General features: G+C 65.3%; 16 protein-coding genes. 5 read left to right on the forward strand and 11 right to left on the reverse strand.

Features of this window, described 5'->3' with window-relative positions; all coding sequences use genetic code 11:
* Nucleotides 1-25: 25 nt before the first annotated feature.
* Entirely contained in the window at nt 26-253 is a 228-nt protein-coding gene (locus HTY61_RS12415) for a DUF2093 domain-containing protein (protein ID WP_175277093.1), read from the forward strand.
* Here HTY61_RS12415 and lpxK read toward each other — a convergent pair.
* The 6 genes from lpxK to HTY61_RS12445 form a co-directional block, all read right to left on the reverse strand.
* Nucleotides 228-1,274: a tetraacyldisaccharide 4'-kinase gene (gene lpxK / locus HTY61_RS12420; protein WP_175277094.1), complete on the reverse strand. Its 1,047-nt coding sequence runs from the start codon at nt 1,272-1,274 to the stop codon at nt 228-230. The genes HTY61_RS12415 and lpxK overlap by 26 nt on opposite strands.
* Nucleotides 1,261-2,640, reverse strand: coding sequence for a lipid IV(A) 3-deoxy-D-manno-octulosonic acid transferase (gene waaA / locus HTY61_RS12425; RefSeq protein ID WP_175277095.1), 1,380 nt, complete (start codon nt 2,638-2,640; stop codon nt 1,261-1,263). The genes lpxK and waaA overlap by 14 nt, the downstream gene beginning before the upstream one ends.
* A complete protein-coding gene (locus HTY61_RS12430; RefSeq protein WP_175277096.1) occupies nt 2,637-3,410 on the reverse strand; it encodes a lysophospholipid acyltransferase family protein in 774 nt (257 codons plus the stop codon). Before HTY61_RS12430 ends, waaA begins: the two co-directional genes overlap by 4 nt.
* Before the next feature lie 107 nt (nt 3,411-3,517).
* A complete protein-coding gene (locus HTY61_RS12435) occupies nt 3,518-3,757 on the reverse strand; it encodes a DUF4170 domain-containing protein (RefSeq protein ID WP_175277097.1) in 240 nt (79 codons plus the stop codon).
* Nucleotides 3,758-3,839: 82 nt separating this feature from the next.
* A complete protein-coding gene (locus HTY61_RS12440; RefSeq protein ID WP_175277098.1) occupies nt 3,840-4,664 on the reverse strand; it encodes a 3'(2'),5'-bisphosphate nucleotidase CysQ in 825 nt (274 codons plus the stop codon).
* Nucleotides 4,665-4,667: 3 nt separating this feature from the next.
* Complete coding sequence (locus HTY61_RS12445) at nt 4,668-6,005, reverse strand: TldD/PmbA family protein (protein WP_175277099.1); 1,338 nt, start codon at nt 6,003-6,005, stop codon at nt 4,668-4,670.
* 162 nt (nt 6,006-6,167) lie between these two features.
* Here HTY61_RS12445 and HTY61_RS12450 point away from each other — a divergent pair, with 162 nt between their 5' ends.
* From HTY61_RS12450 to HTY61_RS12460, 3 genes are read left to right on the forward strand one after another with little or no spacing between them, the layout of a single operon-like run.
* Complete coding sequence (locus HTY61_RS12450) at nt 6,168-7,994, forward strand: monovalent cation:proton antiporter-2 (CPA2) family protein (protein ID WP_175277100.1); 1,827 nt, start codon at nt 6,168-6,170, stop codon at nt 7,992-7,994.
* Entirely contained in the window at nt 7,991-8,419 is a 429-nt protein-coding gene (locus tag HTY61_RS12455; protein ID WP_175277101.1) for a VOC family protein, read from the forward strand. Before HTY61_RS12450 ends, HTY61_RS12455 begins: the two co-directional genes overlap by 4 nt.
* Before the next feature lie 4 nt (nt 8,420-8,423).
* Nucleotides 8,424-9,851 carry an MATE family efflux transporter gene (locus HTY61_RS12460; RefSeq protein WP_246272797.1) on the forward strand — a complete coding sequence of 476 codons (1,428 nt, stop codon included), beginning with the start codon at nt 8,424-8,426 and terminating at the stop codon, nt 9,849-9,851.
* A 7-nt stretch (nt 9,852-9,858) separates the two neighbouring features.
* Here HTY61_RS12460 and HTY61_RS12465 read toward each other — a convergent pair whose 3' ends face one another.
* The 3 genes from HTY61_RS12465 to HTY61_RS12475 are packed head-to-tail and all read right to left on the reverse strand — an operon-like array spanning nt 9,859 to nt 12,667.
* Nucleotides 9,859-10,749, reverse strand: a complete 891-nt coding sequence (locus tag HTY61_RS12465; RefSeq protein WP_175277102.1) for a patatin-like phospholipase family protein — start codon at nt 10,747-10,749, stop codon at nt 9,859-9,861.
* On the reverse strand, nt 10,733-11,311 hold the full coding sequence (gene rsmD / locus HTY61_RS12470) for a 16S rRNA (guanine(966)-N(2))-methyltransferase RsmD (RefSeq protein WP_175277103.1): 579 nt from the start codon (nt 11,309-11,311) through the stop codon (nt 10,733-10,735). The genes HTY61_RS12465 and rsmD overlap by 17 nt, the downstream gene beginning before the upstream one ends.
* A gap of 3 nt (nt 11,312-11,314) precedes the next feature.
* The gene (locus tag HTY61_RS12475; RefSeq protein ID WP_175277104.1) at nt 11,315-12,667 is read right to left on the reverse strand and encodes a pseudouridine synthase; all 1,353 of its coding nucleotides are present in this window, start codon (nt 12,665-12,667) and stop codon (nt 11,315-11,317) included.
* 103 nt (nt 12,668-12,770) lie between these two features.
* Here HTY61_RS12475 and HTY61_RS12480 point away from each other — a divergent pair, with 103 nt between their 5' ends.
* On the forward strand, nt 12,771-13,202 hold the full coding sequence (locus tag HTY61_RS12480; RefSeq protein WP_428978263.1) for a nucleoside deaminase: 432 nt from the start codon (nt 12,771-12,773) through the stop codon (nt 13,200-13,202).
* Nucleotides 13,203-13,206: 4 nt separating this feature from the next.
* On the opposite strand, the gene HTY61_RS12485 is transcribed toward HTY61_RS12480, so the two are convergent.
* Together HTY61_RS12485 and ileS are read right to left on the reverse strand one after the other, a co-directional pair.
* A complete protein-coding gene (locus HTY61_RS12485; protein WP_246272798.1) occupies nt 13,207-13,773 on the reverse strand; it encodes a hypothetical protein in 567 nt (188 codons plus the stop codon).
* 154 nt (nt 13,774-13,927) lie between these two features.
* Nucleotides 13,928-16,849, reverse strand: a complete 2,922-nt coding sequence (gene ileS, locus HTY61_RS12490; protein ID WP_175277105.1) for an isoleucine--tRNA ligase — start codon at nt 16,847-16,849, stop codon at nt 13,928-13,930.
* Between the last annotated feature and the right edge of the window lie 24 nt (nt 16,850-16,873).

Consider the following 16,873-nt stretch of genomic DNA (forward strand, 5'->3'; position numbering starts at 1 on the left):
CGGCATTTTATGGCGCTAAGGACGCATGAACATACTCGACATGCCAAACGCCTCCGAAGCCAGGATCCGCTATCTCGACGCCGACTACCAGGTGCTCGTGCCGGGAACCTTCGTCCGCTGCGCCGTCACCGGAAAGCCGATCCCGCTGGACGAGCTGAAATACTGGAACGTCGCGCGCCAGGAAGCCTATATCGACGCGGAAGCCTCGCTGAAACGCGAGCTGGAAATCAGAGGGGAGGACCGGACCGCCTGATACGGCGGCGATGGTACCTCTCGGCAACCTCCTCGATCAGCGACTGCAGGGCAACCGGACTCTCGAAGGCCAGTTCCACCGCCAGCACATGCGCGCGCCGGCGCAACTCGCCCAACCGCCCCTCGGTATAGGTCAGGCGCGCCGCGTCCTTCTCGGTGGTGACCAGTTCCAGGTTCTCCAGGTCGGCATGGAGCAGCAGATCCTCCGCATCCGCCTCGGTGAAAACATGGTGGTCGCCATAGGCCCGCGTCATGGTCAGCCAGTGCCCCATGCCGCGCAAGGTGTCGAAGAACTTCTCCGGCTCGCCGATTCCCGAGAAGGCCAGCAGCGGCCTGCCTTCCAGCGCCGGCAGCGGACGCGGAACGATGCCGGCGCGCATGATCGGCTTGGCAGCGCGCGCGGCAGCCCGGATCACCGTCTCGCCGGCCTCGCCGTCGCCGATCCTCAGCAGCGCGTCGGCATGGCGCATCTGGTCGATCATCGGGGCGCGCAGCGGACCGGCCGGGATGACCGCGCCGTTGCCGATGCCGCGGCGGGCATCGAGCGCGATCAGGGCGTAATCGTAGTGGACCGAGCGGCTCTGGAACCCGTCGTCCATGATGACGAAGTCGACACCCATCTCGATCAGGTGACGCGCCCCGGCAGCACGCCTCGAGGCGACCACCGTCGGGGCGGTGCGCGCCAGCAGGAGCGGCTCGTCGCCAACGGTCAGCGCGGTGTCGTGGTCAAGATCGACACGATGCGGACCTGTGACGCTGCCGCCATAGCCGCGCGTCAGGAACCCGGCCCTGTAGCCTGCTTCGATCACGGCCTTGCCGACCGCGATCGCCGTCGGCGTCTTGCCGGAACCGCCGACCGTCAGGTTGCCGATGCAAAGGACCGGCGCCATGACCTCGGGGGGACGGGCCCTGTCCATGCGATACCGCGCCACGGCACCATAGGCCCAGCTCGCGGGCGCGAGCAGGCGAGACTGCCAGCCCCGCGGCCGGAACCAGAAGGGCGGCGCCTCACTTCCAGCCAAGGAACCCTCTCCTCGGCCGATCTGCGTCCGTGAGAATGGATTCGCGCTCCCCGCCCTGCGCGTCGCCGCGCAACGCGGCCTCGACGCGCAGTGGATGAACGTAGGGATCGAGCGCCGCCCAGGTCCGGTCGAGCGCGCCCCCCATCTCGGACACGACACGCGCGCCGGCTCGCGCCATCGCCTCGCAGGTCCGGGGCTGGGAAAGCAGATGATGCAGCATTTTGGCCAGCGAGGTCTCGTCGGTGACGAAGCGGGCGCCGCGCGCCGCGATCAGCCGTTCATAGGCTTCCGCGAAATTGGACACGTTCGGCCCGCTGAGCACCGCAGCGCCGAGCATGGCGGCCTCCAGCGGATTCTGGCCGCCCTCGCCGGAGAGCGACTTGCCGACGAAGGCGATGGATGCCAGCCGCAGATAAAGGCCCATCTCGCCGATGGTATCGCCGAGAAAGACGTCTGTCCCCGGCGTCAGCGGCTCGCCGGCGGACCGGCTGGCGACCACCAGACCACGCTCCTCCAGCATGTTGCGGATGGCCGGCGCGCGATCCGGATGACGCGGCACGATAACGGTCAGCAGATCCTTACGATACCGCCGCAACGCCTTGTGCACGCGGGCAGCGACGAGTTCCTCGCCGTCGTGGGTCGATACCGCGGCCCAGCAGGGCCTGCCGTTGATCGACGCCGCAATGCGACGCAGTTCCTCCTCGTCGACGGGCGGCACCGCCACATCAGCCTTGAGATTGCCGGTCACGGTCACCGGGCGGGCACCGAGCGCGCGAAACCGTTCGCCATCCAGCTCGGTCTGGGCAGCGACATGGGCCAGATTCTCGAACAGCGACTCGGCAAGGGCCATGCGCTTCTGCCAGCGGCGGAAGGACCTGTCGGACATGCGGCCGTTGATCAGTATCTGGGGAATGCGACGCGCACCGAGTTCGAGGATCGTCATCGGCCATATCTCGGATTCCGCGAAGATCGCGAGGTCCGGTTTCCAGTGACCGAGGAAGCGGCTGACTGCCGGCTTGATGTCGAGAGGCACGTACTGGTGCAGAAGGTCAGGCCCGAGCCGTTCGCGCGCAAAACTGGCCGAGGTAACCGTGCCCGTTGTCAGGACGACCTCGATGCCAATGCCCCGCAAACGCTGGATCAATGCGGCCACGGCACCGGTTTCACCAATGCTGGCGGCATGCACCCAGATCAGCGGCCCGTCCGGCCGGGCCACCGAGGACCGACCATAACGTTCGCGCCTGCGGCTGTGCTCTTCCTTGCCGCGCGAGGCGCGAAACGCAACATAGGTGCCCATGAACGGAAACGCCGCGGCGCCGAGCCAGCGGTAGGTTTGCAGCGCCGCTTTTGCCCAAAGTTCGCTCATGGCCGCGCATCCACCAGGGCATACGCCTCGTCGAAGACACGATTGAGTTCATCCTCGACCCGCTTGCGGATCGCTTCCAGCGCCGCCTCATCGGCATCGGACGGCACCTCGATCGGCTCACCGATGCAGAAGGCCGCGCGGCCGAAGGGCAGGTTGAGCACAGCCTTGTCCCATGCCTTCTCGAACACGTAACGGCGCGAGGACGCATAGGCGACGGGCAGGATCGGCACGCCGCTCATGCGGGCGATGGAGACGATGCCCTTGCCAGCCTCGCGCGGAGTGCCGTGCGGGATATCCGCGATCATGAACACGGAACGTCCCTCGTGCAGGTGCCTGCGCATGGCCCTGACACCATGCAGCGCGCCCTTCTCGTGCATCTGCCTGGCGGAGCGGCCGCCGGAAGCGCGGACCGTCTGCAGCCCGAAACGCTCGAGAAGCCGGGCGTTCAATTCCGCATCCCGCGAGCGCGACACCATCACCACGCCTGGATGGCCGCGGCGGGAGAAGAACGGCATCATGAAGTGCTGCCCGTGCCAGCAGGTGGCTATGAACGGAGCCTTCTCGTCGATTATGCGGTCCGCAGCCGCCATGTCGTCGCGAAGCAGCCGGTTCGTCCTGTGAACGAGGCGCAGATAGGAACCGAGCACGGCCACCACGAGATCGGCGGCAAGGCGCGATTCGGCAAGCGGCGTACGCATCCGGCGCCACATGCGTTTCATCCAGCCGGCCCTTCTCTGCGGTTTCGTGCCGATCGCGGTCTCGTTTTCCATCGTGCCTTGCCGGATGTCCGGTCTCCGCGACGCGGCATCCGGCCTGTTTCTCTCGGAAATGCGGTATCGCCGCGCCGCAAAGCGCCCGGCGGTCCCGCATGCTTCCACTACGTATCGCTTCCGGGATCGAGAAGGCGATGCAGATGCACGACAAAGTAACGCATGTGCGCATTGTCGACAGTTTGCTGCGCCTTGGCCTTCCACACAGCCTCAGCCGCCTTGTAGTTCGGATAGATTCCCACGATGTCGAGGGCATTGAGATCGCGGAACCGGGTGCTGTCCAGCGACTCCAGCTCGCCGCCGAATACAAGGTGGAGAAGCTGTTTGTCGTCAGCGGTCTCTGACATTGCCTTTTTCCCTTGAAAGATAATCTCGTCGAATTCGGATCACTGCGAGGCGCGAAGCGTTTCGCATATCTGCAGATGCGCTCTATCCGAATGCATCCGCCGTCACAACACCCATCATCGCCCGGACCACGTCCGCCCCGCCGGCCAACATCGCCGGCTTGACGACCGATTCGCCATTGAGAACGACCGGATCACCGTCGAGATCGGTCAGCCGGCCACCAGCTTCCGCCAGGATCAGGTCGGCGGCCGCGATGTCCCAGTCATGCGCAGTCGGCCGCACGACCGTCGCATCCAGAAGGCCCTCCGCGATCATCGCCAGCCGGTAGGCAAGCGAGGGAATGTGTTCGTGGCTCTCGAAGCCGCCCGGAAACGCCCTTTCCAGCTGCGCGAGACACTTCTTCGGCGCGGCAATCACCGGGCGCACCCCCGCCGGACGCACCGCCAGCCGTGTATCGCCCTTCCAGGCTCCGCAGCCGGTACCGGCATGGAAGGAAAAGCCGAGCGCGGGACATTCGAGAACACCGGCAACAGCCTCGCCATTCTCGACGACTGCGACCGAGACACACCACGTTTCCCGTCCTTCGATAAAGGCGCGGGTGCCATCGATGGGATCGACGACGAAGCTCCTCTGCGCCGTCAGCCGCCGGGTGCGCGACACGTCGACGCTTTCCTCCGAAAGCCAGCCGTAATCGGGGCGAGCCTTCAGCAGAAACTCGCGCAGAAATGTGTCTGCGGCAAGATCGCCGGCGCTGACCGGCGAGGTTCCGCCCTTCATGCGCACATCCATTTCCCGGTGTCCGTGGAAATAGGACAGCGCGATGCGTCCCGCTTCCTCCGCCGCAACGCGAATCAGGGCAAGGTCATGCGCAACCGGCGCGAGGGCGCCATCGTTTGCCGCCCCGGTCATGCCCTACTGCCCCGCCAGCGTCATGCCCTCGATCACCAGCGTCGGCGCGGCAGTGCCGAAGTTCCGGTCGAGGTCGCTTGCCGGAACCATTCGCATGAACATGTCCTTCAGGTTCGAGGCGATGGTCACCTCGGAAACCGGAAAGGCGATCTCGCCGTCTTCGATCCAGAAGCCAGAGGCCCCGCGCGAATATTCGCCGGTGACCATGTTGACGCCCTGGCCGAAAACCTCGGTCACGTAGAAACCCGTTCCGACCTCCCCGATCAGTTCTTCCGGCGTCTTCTCGCCCGGTTCGATCGAAAGATTGGTGGAGGAAGCGGAAACGGAGGTACCCGAGCGGGCGCCGCGGCCATTCGTTTCCAGCCCGAGCTCGTTCGCGATTGACGTCGACAGGAACCAGTGATTGAGCACGCCGTCGCCGACCATCGTCAGCTTCGGCCCCTGGACCCCCTCGCCGTCGAACGGCCGCGAGGCCTGGCCGCGCACGCGCGCCGGATCATCGACAACCGTGATCGCGGCATTGGCCACCTGTTCCCCCATGCGGTCCTTAAGGAACGATGTCTTGCGCGCCACGGATGCGCCGTTGATCGCGCCTGCAAGGTGCCCCAGCATGCCGCGAGAAACACGAGGATCGAGGACGACAGTGACCGTGCCCGTATCCATCTTTCGCGGATTGAGACGGCGCACCGCACGCTCTCCCGCCTCCCGGCCAATATCGGCCGGTTCGCGCAGATCGGCAAAGAACAGCCGGGAGGAAAAATCGTAGTCGCGCTCCATGCCGGTGCCCTCGCCCGCGATCACCGAGACCGAGCGGGAAAAGCGCGAACGCCGATAGGCGCCGGAAAATCCGTGCGAGGTGACCAGTACGAGACCGCCGGAACCTGCCGAGACACCGGCGCCCGCGGAATTGGTGACGCCGGGAACGGCGCGTGCCGCCTCTTCCATCGCCAGCGCATCCTCCGTCATGCGCTCCGCCGATATCTCCGTCTCGTCGAAGAGATCGAGATCGGGCATCTCTTGCGCCAGGAGATCCTCCCGCGCCAGGGTATTGAACCTGTCATCGGGCGAAACCCTCGCCATCGCAACGGCACGCTCGGCCAGCGAGTCGACATCGCCGGTCACGTTGGCCGAGACGCTGGCGACCTTCTTCCCGACGAAGACACGCAGCGAGAAGTCATCGCTTTCGGACGCATCCGTGCTCTCGACCTTGCCGAGGCGAACCGACACACTCTTCGAGCGCGAGCGCACGACAACGGCGTCGGCCGCATCGGCGCCAGCGCGCCTTGCCGCCTCGACCAGCGAGGCTGCACGATCGATCAGGCTTTGGGTTTGGTCCTGCATGTCATCTCCGAGGTCGAGCCGGTTTGCCGATTGGCGAAATGCGCTTAGAAAGGGCGCAAGAAGGAACGAGTTCCGGCAGTCATGTATTGCCCGACGCGGTCGGCATCAAGACACGAACCTGATATCACGGAATCGGAACGGACCGGGACAAGGAGAAAGCTCATGGCGGGCGCTGAAGCACCCGGCTTCTATGTCGAGACGGTGGTGCTGCTGAGCGGAGCCGTGATCGCCGCGCCGCTGTTCAAGCGGATCGGACTCGGGACCGTTCTCGGATATCTCGCCGCGGGCGTCATCATCGGCCCAGTCGGCCGGGTGATAACCGGTGCCGAGGAAATCCTTCACGTTGCCGAACTCGGCGTGGTCTTCCTGCTGTTCCTCATCGGTCTGGAGCTGAAACCGGCCCGGCTTTGGACGCTGCGCAGGGACATATTCGGTCTCGGCCTCGCCCAGGTCGTCATTACGGGGCTCGTGCTTTCCGCCCTGGCCCGTTACCTTGCGGGCTTCGGGTTCAATGCGGCCGTCACCATCGGATTCGGATTGGCGCTGTCATCAACTGCGTTCGCCCTGCAAGTGCTCGAGGAGCGCGGGGAGATCAACCGGAGACACGGGCGCAAATCCTTCGCCATCCTGCTATTCCAGGACATGGCTATCGTGCCGCTTCTGGCCCTTCTGCCCTTCCTCGCGCCGTTCGTCGCGGACGACGGCAGCAATGCTCTCAACGACTTCCTCATCGCGATCGCCGCCGTCGCGGCGCTTGTCTTCGCGGGCCGGTTCCTGCTCAATCCCTTGTTCCAGGTCATCGGCAATACGGGTGCGCGCGAGGCGATGATTGCTGCTGCGCTGCTGGTCGTCATCGGGTCCGCGCTGCTGATGAGCTACGCCGGCCTGTCCATGGCGATGGGGGCGTTCCTGGCCGGCGTGATGCTCGCCGAATCTTCCTATCGCCACGAGCTGGAAGCCGATATCGAGCCCTTCCGCGGCCTTCTGCTCGGATTGTTCTTCATGGCCATCGGCATATCGCTGGAGATATCCGTCATCATGGAGAACTGGGTTGCCATCCTGCTGGCGGTGCCCGTTCTGATGTTCACCAAGGCGGCAATCATCTACGCGCTGTGCAGGTCATTCGGAATCGAACACGACGTAGCCATGCGCACGGCCCTGGTCCTGCCACAGGGTGGCGAGTTCGGCTTCGTCCTGTTCTCCACCGCGCTCACCATGAACATTCTTGACGCGGCGACAGCATCCCAGCTTGTCTGCATCGTAACCCTGTCCATGGCCCTCACGCCGGTCAGCGTCCTTGTCGGCAACCTGCTGGTGCGGGAGGAGGATGCCGAGGAGATGGAAGAAGACTTCGAGGACGCCGGCGCCGACGTGCTGATGGTCGGATTCTCCCGTTTCGGCCAGATCGCATCCCAGGTGCTGCTGGCAGGCGGCTATGACATCACCATGATCGATCACTCTGCCGACCGGGTCCGCTCGGCGCAGAAATTCGGTTTCCGCGTCTATTTCGGCGACGGCACGCGCAAGGACGTGCTGGAAGCGGCCGGGATCAAGCGGGCCAAGATCGTCGCGGTGTGCACCCAGAAGAAGGAAATCACCGACAAGATCGTCGATCTGGTGCAGTCGGAATACCCGAATGCCAAGCTGTTCGTGCGCTCCTACGACCGAGCCCACACGCTGGAGCTCAGGGCGCGCGGGGTCGACTACGAGATGCGCGAGACTTTCAAGTCGGGCCTCGAATTCGGCAAGAAGACCCTTGAAGCCCTTGGCAACCCGGAAAGCCTGGCGCAGTCGATTCTCGAGGATGTCGAAAAGCGCGACACCGAACGCCTGTGCATCCAGCAGGCCGAGGGAATATATGCCGGCGGACACATGCTGCATACGCGCCCCGTCACGCCCGAGCCGCTGACCAAGCCGCGCCGCGAGTCGAAGGTGATCGACACGACGGCGAACGGCGACGGCAATGTACTGGAAGAGGACGAAACATGACGCTTGCCCCGTTCCACCTCGCCTTCCCGGTCGACGACCTGGAATCGACCCGCCGGTTCTACTGCGACAAGCTCGGCTGCGCGCCGGGCCGGTCGTCCGATACCTGGTTCGACTTCAGCCTGTACGGGCACCAGATGTCGGCCCACCTCCGCACCGCGGACGACCGACCGGCCTCAAGCGGCGCCGTTGACGGAAAGGACGTGCCGATCCCGCATTTCGGCGTCGTCCTGCCAATGGAAGACTGGAAGGCTCTTGCCGCGCGGCTCGAGGCGACAGACGGCATCGAGTGGATCCACCGGCCAATGATCCGCTTCGAGGGCCAACCGGGGGAGCAGGCGACACTGTTCATTCGCGATCCCTCGGGGAATGCCCTGGAGTTCAAGGGCTTCACTTCCCTCGACGCTGTCTTCGCGCAGCAGGAGTGACCACGTGACGGGCGCGGGCGGCGGAGAGAAGGCGAAATTCACCACCGGCGCCACGATGGGCCACGTCGTGACAATGACGCTGACCGCCTCCATCGGCCTGATTGCCGTATTCGCGGTGGACGCGCTCAACCTGTTCTACATCTCGATGCTCGGCCAGGCGGAACTGGCGGCTGCGATCGGCTATGCCGGCACGCTCATGTTCTTCACCGTCTCCGTCGCCATCGGCCTCACCATCGCCACCGGCGCCCTCGTATCGCGCGCGCTCGGCGCCGGCGATCGCGAAAAGGCGGCCCGGGCGGGAGGCGCGTCGCTCCTCTGCATGGCGGTCATCATGGTGGTCCTGTCGACACTGGCCTGGATATTCATCCCCGAGCTGCTCGGGCTGCTCGGTGCGCGGGGCGAAACCGGGAAGCTCGCTGACGGCTTCCTGCGCATCGTCTTCCCGACGACGCCGCTGATGGCCATCGGCATGTGCACCACCGGCATATTGCGCGGCATCGGCGACGCCAGGCGCGCCATGTACGTGACGCTGGCCGGCGGAATAGCCGCCGCGATCATGGATCCGATCCTCATATTCGGGCTGGACCTCGGCCTCACCGGCGCCGCCCTCTCGACGCTGTTCTCGCGCGTCGTGCTGCTGCTTGTCGGGCTGCACGGCGCGGTGATCGTGCACCGGCTGGTGAGGCTGCCGAACACGGCAACCTTCCGGGAGATGCTGAGACCGTTTCTCACCATCGGCGGACCGGCGGTGCTGACGCAGCTAGCGACGCCGGCGGGCAATGCCTACGTGACCGCGCAGATCGCCTCGTTCGGCGACGGCGCGGTCGCCGGCTGGGCGATCATCGGGCGGCTGATACCGGTCGCGTTCGGCGTCATCTTCGCATTGTCGGGAGCCGTCGGCCCGATCCTCGGCCAGAACTACGGGGCGAAGCTCTACGACCGGCTCTACCAGACGATGCGCGACGCGCTGATCTTCACCACCATATACGTGCTCGCCATTTGGGGCCTGCTGGCGCTGTTCTCTGGCGGCATCGCGGACCTCTTCCGTGCGCAGGGCGAAGCGCGCGAACTGGTGGTCTTCTTCTGCCTCTTCGCCAGCGCGAGCTTCCTGTTCAACGGCGCGCTCTTTGTCGCCAACAGCGCATTCAACAATCTCGGCTACGCCTTCTACTCGACGATCCTCAACTGGGGCCGGTCGACACTCGGCATCATCCCCTTCGTCTGGATCGGTTCGCAGCATTTCGGCGCGACGGGGGTGATCGCCGGCTGGGCGCTCGGTGCCGTGGTTTTCGGCGTCGCGGCCGTCGCCCTGTGCTTCCGCGTCATCGCCTCTATCGAGAGCCGCGACCGACACGACGACGACCTGCTGCCCGGCCCACCGCCGGCGGCGCATTCTCCGTTCACGACCGGCAAGGGCGCAACGCTCGGCTAGGCGGCGCTCACCCGGCTGTCCCGCGGATCCGTTCCTCGATCGCGCGATCGAGCTTGCGCCTGACCTCGTCATAGACCGGCTCGGTCATCCGAATGATCTGCTGCGCCTTGAGAAAGTCCATCACACGGAAATCCGATACGGGCGGCTGGATGAAAATGTCCGGCGGCTGCATGGCGAGCTTCAGCTTCAGGATGGAGCGCATCATCAGTTGCGAAGTGCCGTAGAGACTGTCGATCGGCTTGGGGATACGGCGCGAGTCGCCGCGCGGCGTGCCGACGACATCGATGCCGAGCACGATATCCGCCTTGTCCACGATGTGGTCGTAGGGCACGGGATTGAAGATGCCGCCGTCGATGAATATGCGGCCGTCGCGGCGCACCGGCCGGAAAAGCACTGGAATCGCCGCCGAGGCCGCCAGCGCGGACCAGAGATCGCCCTCGGAGAACACCGTTTCGTGATGCCCGTAGAAATCGGTCGCGACCACGTAGAGCGGTATGCCCAGAGCCGAAAACTCGTGCGGGATGGCATCGGGCATGAAGTTCCGGACTATGCGCTGGACGTCGAACTGGCCGATGCGGAAACCGCGGTCGACCGCAGCGGCTACCGACGCCGGGCGGCGGAAAAGGCGGGCGACGATATCGGCGCGATTTCCGGCCAGGCCGAGCGTGTATTCGCGGATTTCCTCTCCGGTCATTCCGCTGGCCATCGCGGCGCCCATGATCCCGCCGATGGAGGCGCCACTGATCGCGACCGGGCGGATGCCCATGTCATCGAGGGCGCGGATGATGTGGATGTGGGCCAACCCGCGCGCCCCGCCGCCGCCGAATGCCACTGCAACCGTCGGTTCGCCGGAAGCCCGCTTCGCGGGCGTCTTGTGGTCGCTAGACTGCTTGTCCATCGTCGTCACGGGTCATGAAGTACATACGGGTGTCGCCGAAATCGCGCGCGTCGGCAAGTGCAAAGCCTTGCGGTGGCGCAAATCCGGCGTCGGCCGCCTCCTCGACCACCAGCAACGCCCCCGGCTTCAGCCAGCCGCCGTCGAGCAGCGCGGAAAGCGCGCGTTCGGCGAGCCCCTTGCCGTAGGGCGGATCGGCAAAGACCAGGTCGAACGGCTCCATCGTGCCGATCTCGCCCATGCGGGTCGCATCCCGGCGGAACAGCTTCGTGCGTCCCTGCAGGGCAAGCGTCTCGACATTGGAACGGATCAGGCCCCGCCCCTGGACGGAATGCTCGACGAAAAGAACATGCGCCGCGCCGCGGGAAAGCGCCTCGATACCCACGGCACCCGTTCCGGCAAATAGATCAAGTACGCGCGTTCCATCCAGCTTTTCCGGCCAGCGGTGCACAAGAATGTTGAACAGGCTTTCGCGCGTGCGATCCGTGGTCGGACGGATGTCCGTCGCGCCCGGTTTCGGTGACGCAAGCGTGCGGCCGCGAAACTCTCCGCCGACAACGCGCATGGCCTAGCCCTTTTTCTTCGGTCCCCTGCCGGGGCCGCCGGGTTTGAGCTTGCGCCCCGCCGGCTGCGCGGCAGGCTTCGGCTTCCTGCCCTGCGGCCGCGCGCCCGGCGCCATCCACACGTTGGACGAACGTCCCTGGCGTTGCTTGTCGCTGTCGCCGCCACCGGACGGACCACCGCCCTTGCGCGGACCGCGTTCCGGCTTCTTGGTGTCCAGCCTCGAAAGGGCCTCGTTGCGATCCAGCCCCTTTCCCCCGCGTCGCAGTGCCGCCGTTCCCGGCGAGGCACTGACCCAGTCGCCCTGCTTCCTGACCTTGACCAGCCGCGTTTCGCCTTCCTCGCCCTTTACGGGCTTGTTGGAGAACGGCCTACGTACCGGCGCGTCGAAATTGGCACCGGCTTCCGCTATCAGATTCGGACCGAGCTGGTCGCGCAGTGTACGGCCGCGGATCTCCTGAACCGCGCCTTCCGGCAACTCGCCCAACTGAAACGGACCGTAGGAAATGCGGATCAGCCGGTTCACCTCGAGGCCGAGCGCACCGAGCACGTTCTTGACCTCGCGGTTCTTGCCCTCCCGCAAGCCGACGGTGATCCAGACATTGGCGCCCTGCTGGCGTTCGAGCGTGGCCTCGATCGCTCCGTAGAACACGCCGTCAACGGCGATACCGTTCTTCAACTCGTCAAGCCGTCTCTGGTCGATCTTGCCGTGGGCGCGTACGCGATAGCGTCGCAGCCAGCCGGTCTGCGGCAGCTCGAGCACCCGGGCCAGGCCGCCGTCATTGGTCAGCAGCAGCAAGCCCTCGGTATTGATGTCGAGACGACCGACAGAGAGCACGCGCGGCATGTCCGGTGGCAGGCTGTCGAAAACGGTCGGCCGGCCCTGCGGATCGCGACTGGTGGTCACGAGGCCCGCCGGCTTGTGGTAGAGCCACAACCGCGTCCGCTCGATCTCGGGAAGCGGCTCGCCATCGACGAGGATGACATCGTTTGGCGTGACATTGATCGCCGGTGTGTCGAGTTTCCTGCCGTTGAGCGTCACGCGTCCGGCCTCTATCATGCGCTCGGCATCGCGACGCGAGGCGATCCCTGCACGGGCCATGTACTTGGCAATTCGTTCCGGCTCGGCGTCGGTCGCCGGCACGGCGGCATCATCCCTGGCCGCGCGCGCAGGCACGGCACCCTGCGGGCGCTCGCGGAAACCGCGCGAACGCCCCTCGCCCTTGCCGCCCTTGGCACCGGCCGGGCGGTCCTTGAACCCGCGCGAACGCAAATCACCGCTCTTGCTGTCCCGGGCCTTCCGATCCGCTGCCTGCGCGGACTTCCCGGAACTGCCACGGGGCTTGTCTTCATTCGCCATTTGCTGTTTGCCTCATTCAACGGCTCCCTATCAGGCAGCTGCCGGACTTGCGAGAGAAAGTTTGTTCCATATGCCGCACGGCACGGTAAAATCCCCGACCTTCATGGACCTTGCACTGCGCGAAGCGGTCGCCGCCGGCGAGCGCGGCGAAGTACCGATCGGCGCCGTGATCGTGAAGGGGACGACCATCGTCGGTGCAGCCGGCAACCGCACCCGCGAGTTCAACGACCCGACGGCCCATGCCGAGATACTCGCCATCAGGGAGGCCTGCGGCAATCTCAAGCAGGAACGCCTGGACAGCTGCGACCTCTACGTCACCCTCGAGCCATGCACCATGTGTGCCGCCGCCATCTCGTTTGCCCGCATCCGGCGCCTCTACTTCGCGGCAGACGACCCGAAGGGCGGCGCCGTCGTCTCCGGCGTGCGCTTCTACGCGGGCCGGACCTGCCACCACGTCCCCGATGTCTATGCCGGCATCGGCGAGGCAGAGGCGGCGCGCCTTCTCAGATCCTTCTTCGCCGAGAGGCGCGGCTGACCGGCTAAAGCCAGGGGAACAGGCGGCGCAAGCCGGTCTTCGGCTCGGCACTGGCCTTCTTGCGTGCCCGTTCCTTGGCCGACTCCGTCGGGCCAAGATCGCCGTAGGGCGCGGTCTCCGCGGGCTTGCGGTATTCCGAAGGCGGATCCGTCAGGTAAACGCGCTGGCCGGCCGATGCGACCGGACGGGCATTGCGTTGCAACGGATTGTCCGGATCGTCCGTCTCGGCGAGGTTGGGAAGGTAGCGTCCCTCGTCCACCTCGGCCTTGATGCGCGCTAGCCGCTCTTCCGGCGATTCCGGCCACTCGGGCGATGCCTCGGCGATATTCTGCTGCGGTTCGGGCAAGGTGGACGTGTCGGCCGGCTTCACAAGATCCGGACGCGGCTTGTAGTCGATGGCGACCCGTTCCTTCTTGCCCAGCGCAAGCGAACCGCTCAGGTCGTCGAACAGCTGTTCCATGGCCGGCTTGTCCGTGCCATAGGTCGGACCGAGGCAACCGGCAAGCACGAATGCGCTCGCGCCAAGTGCCGCGATTGTTCCGGTCCGCGCTATGCGGTGTGCTTTGCTCATGACGTTGTGCCAATCCTCTCGTCGAAGGCCCGACGGATAACGCGATTTCCTGTCCTGCCCCGCTGACCGGCAAATCCGGCGAATTGATGATGCTGTAGCGAAAAATGACGTATTCGGCAATGCGCGGGCTGCAAGCGCCCGCGCATTGCCGGGATCAAATCCGCCCGAGCGCGCGCAATTCGCGCAGTGCCGCCGCATCGCGCGCCGACACGTCCGGGAACTCGGGGTCGGAACCGACATCCTCGGTCACGCGCCACGAACGGGCGCACTTGGTGCCCTTTGCCAGCGCCGGAACGACGGCGACGCCAGGAACCTCTGCAAGCGTGAACGCACCGTCCGGCGCGGGCTTCGGCGAGATCGAAATACCGGACGTGATGCAGATCTCTGCCATGTCGAGATCCTCGACCGCCTCGCGCAGCCCGTCGTCGGTGACATGAACGAAGGGCGCGGCCTCCAGCGAGGACCCGATGCGCTTTTCCTTGCGCTCGATCTCCAGCGCGCCGGTGACGACGCGGCGCACCTGGCGCACCTTCTTCCATTTCGCGGCAAGCGCATCGTCGCGCCACTCCTCCGGGCAGCCGCGGAACTGTTCCATGTGCACGGATACGGCGTCGGGATAGCGAGCCAGCCATGCCTCTTCCATGGTGAAGGGCAGCATCGGGGCAAGCCAGGTGACCAGCCTGTCGAAGATCAGGCGGACGACCTGCAACGCGGCCTTGCGACGCAGGCTGGACGGCGCGTCGCAGTAGAGCGCGTCCTTGCGGATGTCGAAATAGAAGGCCGACAGCTCGATAACCATGAAGTCGAGCAGGTGGCGCGAAATGCGCTTGAAGTCGAAATCGTCGTAGCCCTTGTTGACGATGTCGTCGAGCTCACGCAGCCGGTGCAGCATGAGCCGCTCCAGCTCCGGCATGTCGGCATGGTCGACGTTCTCGCCCTCGTCATGGGCCAGCGTGCCAAGCATCCAGCGGATCGTGTTGCGCATCTTTCGATAGGCATCGATGTTGGTCTGGATGATCGTCTGGCCGAGACGCTGGTCCTCCCAGTAGTCGGTGTTCATCACCCAAAGCCGCAGGATGTCGGCGCCGGACTTTGCCATGACGTCCTGCGGGAATACCTGGTTGCCAAGCGACTTCGACATCTTGCGACCGTCCTCAGCCATGGTGAAGCCATGGGTGATGACCGTGTCATAGGGCGCGCGTCCGCGGGTGCCGCAGCTTTCGAGCAGCGAGGAATGGAACCAGCCACGGTGCTGGTCGGAGCCTTCGAGATAGACATCGGCCGGCCACTTCAGGTCGTCCCTGTCCTCGAGCGTGAATGTGTGCGTGGAGCCCGAATCGAACCAGACATCGAGAATGTCGGTAACCTGGTGCCAGCGGTCCGGGTCGTGGTCGCCGCCCAGGAAACGCTCCTTCGCGCCCTCGGCGAACCAGGCGTCGGCGCCCTCTTTCTCGAAAGCCTCGAGAATGCGGGCGTTGACGGCCTCGTCCTTCAGCACGTTGCCGTCCTCGTCGGCAAATACGCAGATCGGCACGCCCCAGGCACGCTGGCGCGACAGCACCCAGTCGGGCCGGTCCTCGATCATGGCACGCAGGCGGGTCTGGCCTGCCGCCGGCACGAAGCGGGTTTCGTCAATGGCCTTCAGCGCGCGCGTGCGCAGCGTCGTGCCATCGCCGAGATCCTTGTCCATGTGGACGAACCATTGCGGCGTGTTGCGGAAGATCACCGGCTTCTTGGAACGCCAGGAATGGGGATAAGTGTGCTTGAGGCGTCCGCGCGCGAACAGCCTGTCGGCCTCGATCAGTGCGGTGATGACAGCCTGGTTGGCGTCGCCCTTCTTGCCCTTGTCGTCGATCACGCGGGCCGGCCCACCCTCGCGGTCGGGGCCGAATCCCGGCGCATCCTTGGTGAAGAAGCCCGCATCATCGACGGTGAAGGGGATGGCCGACGAGATGCCCCGCGCCTCGAGGTCGCGGGCATTGTCCATCCAGACATCGAAGTCCTCGCGACCGTGGCCGGGCGCGGTGTGAACGAAGCCCGTTCCGGCATCATCGGTGACATGTTCGCCCTCGAGCAGCGGGACGTCGAACTCGTAGCCGCCGCCGAGACCCTTGAGGGGATGGGCGCAGGTGACCGCGGCCAGCTCATCCGCCGTCACGTCGCGCAGGCGCCTGTATTCGAGCTTGGCCTTGGCGAAGCTCTCCTCGGCGAGGGCATCGGCGAACACCAGCTTTTCGCCCGGTTGCGGACCGAAATCATTCTCCGCCGCCGTGACCTCGTAAAGGCCGTAGGCGATGCGCGAGGAATAGGCGATGGCGCGGTTGCCGGGAATCGTCCAGGGCGTGGTCGTCCAGATGACGACGAAGTTGCCCAACAGGTCATCGGGCCCCTGCGTTACCGGGAACTTCACCCAGATCGTGTCGGACTCGTGGTCCTGGTACTCGACCTCGGCCTCGGCCAGGGCCGTGCGTTCCACAACCGACCACATCACCGGTTTCGAGCCGCGATAGAGCTGGCCCGACATGGCGAATTTCAGCAGTTCGCCGGCGATGCGCGCCTCGGCGTGGAAATTCATCGTCGTGTAGGGATTGTCGAAATCCCCGACAATGCCCAGCCGCAGGAATTCCTCGGTCTGCACCTTGATCCAGTGGGCGGCGAAGTCGCGGCATTCCTTGCGGAACTCGTTGACCGGCACCTCGTCCTTGTTCCTGCCCTTGGCGCGGTACTGCTCCTCGATCTTCCACTCGATCGGCAGGCCGTGGCAGTCCCAGCCAGGCACATAGTTGGAATCGTAGCCGCGCATCTGGAAGGAGCGCGTGATGACATCCTTCAGGATCTTGTTGAGCGCGTGGCCGATGTGGATGTTGCCGTTGGCGTAGGGCGGGCCGTCATGGAGAACATAGCGCGGGCGGCCACGGGCGGCTTCGCGCAGCTTCTTGTAGAGGCCCATCTCCTGCCAGCGGGCAACGATCTCCGGCTCCTTCTTCGGAAGGCCGGCGCGCATCGGGAACTCCGTCTGCGGCAGGAAAAGCGTGCCGGAATAGTCCAGCTCTTTGGTATCAGCGGAATCGGTCATTCGTCTGCATTCGTCTCAGGCTGC

The organism is Oricola thermophila, from assembly GCF_013358405.1.
Taxonomy (GTDB): domain Bacteria; phylum Pseudomonadota; class Alphaproteobacteria; order Rhizobiales; family Rhizobiaceae; genus Oricola; species Oricola thermophila.

What these genes read in the sequence shown, in the direction of transcription:
- HTY61_RS12435 (WP_175277097.1), bottom strand. Translation starts at nt 3,757, where the DNA reads ATGTCAGAGACCGCTGACGACAAACAGCTTCTCCACCTTGTATTCGGC.
- HTY61_RS12450 (WP_175277100.1), top strand. Translation starts at nt 6,168, where the DNA reads ATGGCGGGCGCTGAAGCACCCGGCTTCTATGTCGAGACGGTGGTGCTG.
- HTY61_RS12445 (WP_175277099.1), bottom strand. Translation starts at nt 6,005, where the DNA reads ATGCAGGACCAAACCCAAAGCCTGATCGATCGTGCAGCCTCGCTGGTC.
- HTY61_RS12415 (WP_175277093.1), top strand. Translation starts at nt 26, where the DNA reads ATGAACATACTCGACATGCCAAACGCCTCCGAAGCCAGGATCCGCTAT.
- ileS (WP_175277105.1), bottom strand. Translation starts at nt 16,849, where the DNA reads ATGACCGATTCCGCTGATACCAAAGAGCTGGACTATTCCGGCACGCTT.
- waaA (WP_175277095.1), bottom strand. Translation starts at nt 2,640, where the DNA reads ATGAGCGAACTTTGGGCAAAAGCGGCGCTGCAAACCTACCGCTGGCTC.
- HTY61_RS12465 (WP_175277102.1), bottom strand. Translation starts at nt 10,749, where the DNA reads ATGGACAAGCAGTCTAGCGACCACAAGACGCCCGCGAAGCGGGCTTCC.
- HTY61_RS12430 (WP_175277096.1), bottom strand. Translation starts at nt 3,410, where the DNA reads ATGGAAAACGAGACCGCGATCGGCACGAAACCGCAGAGAAGGGCCGGC.
- rsmD (WP_175277103.1), bottom strand. Translation starts at nt 11,311, where the DNA reads ATGCGCGTTGTCGGCGGAGAGTTTCGCGGCCGCACGCTTGCGTCACCG.
- HTY61_RS12455 (WP_175277101.1), top strand. Translation starts at nt 7,991, where the DNA reads ATGACGCTTGCCCCGTTCCACCTCGCCTTCCCGGTCGACGACCTGGAA.
- HTY61_RS12475 (WP_175277104.1), bottom strand. Translation starts at nt 12,667, where the DNA reads ATGGCGAATGAAGACAAGCCCCGTGGCAGTTCCGGGAAGTCCGCGCAG.
- HTY61_RS12485 (WP_246272798.1), bottom strand. Translation starts at nt 13,773, where the DNA reads ATGAGCAAAGCACACCGCATAGCGCGGACCGGAACAATCGCGGCACTT.
- HTY61_RS12440 (WP_175277098.1), bottom strand. Translation starts at nt 4,664, where the DNA reads ATGACCGGGGCGGCAAACGATGGCGCCCTCGCGCCGGTTGCGCATGAC.
- HTY61_RS12480 (WP_428978263.1), top strand. Translation starts at nt 12,771, where the DNA reads ATGGACCTTGCACTGCGCGAAGCGGTCGCCGCCGGCGAGCGCGGCGAA.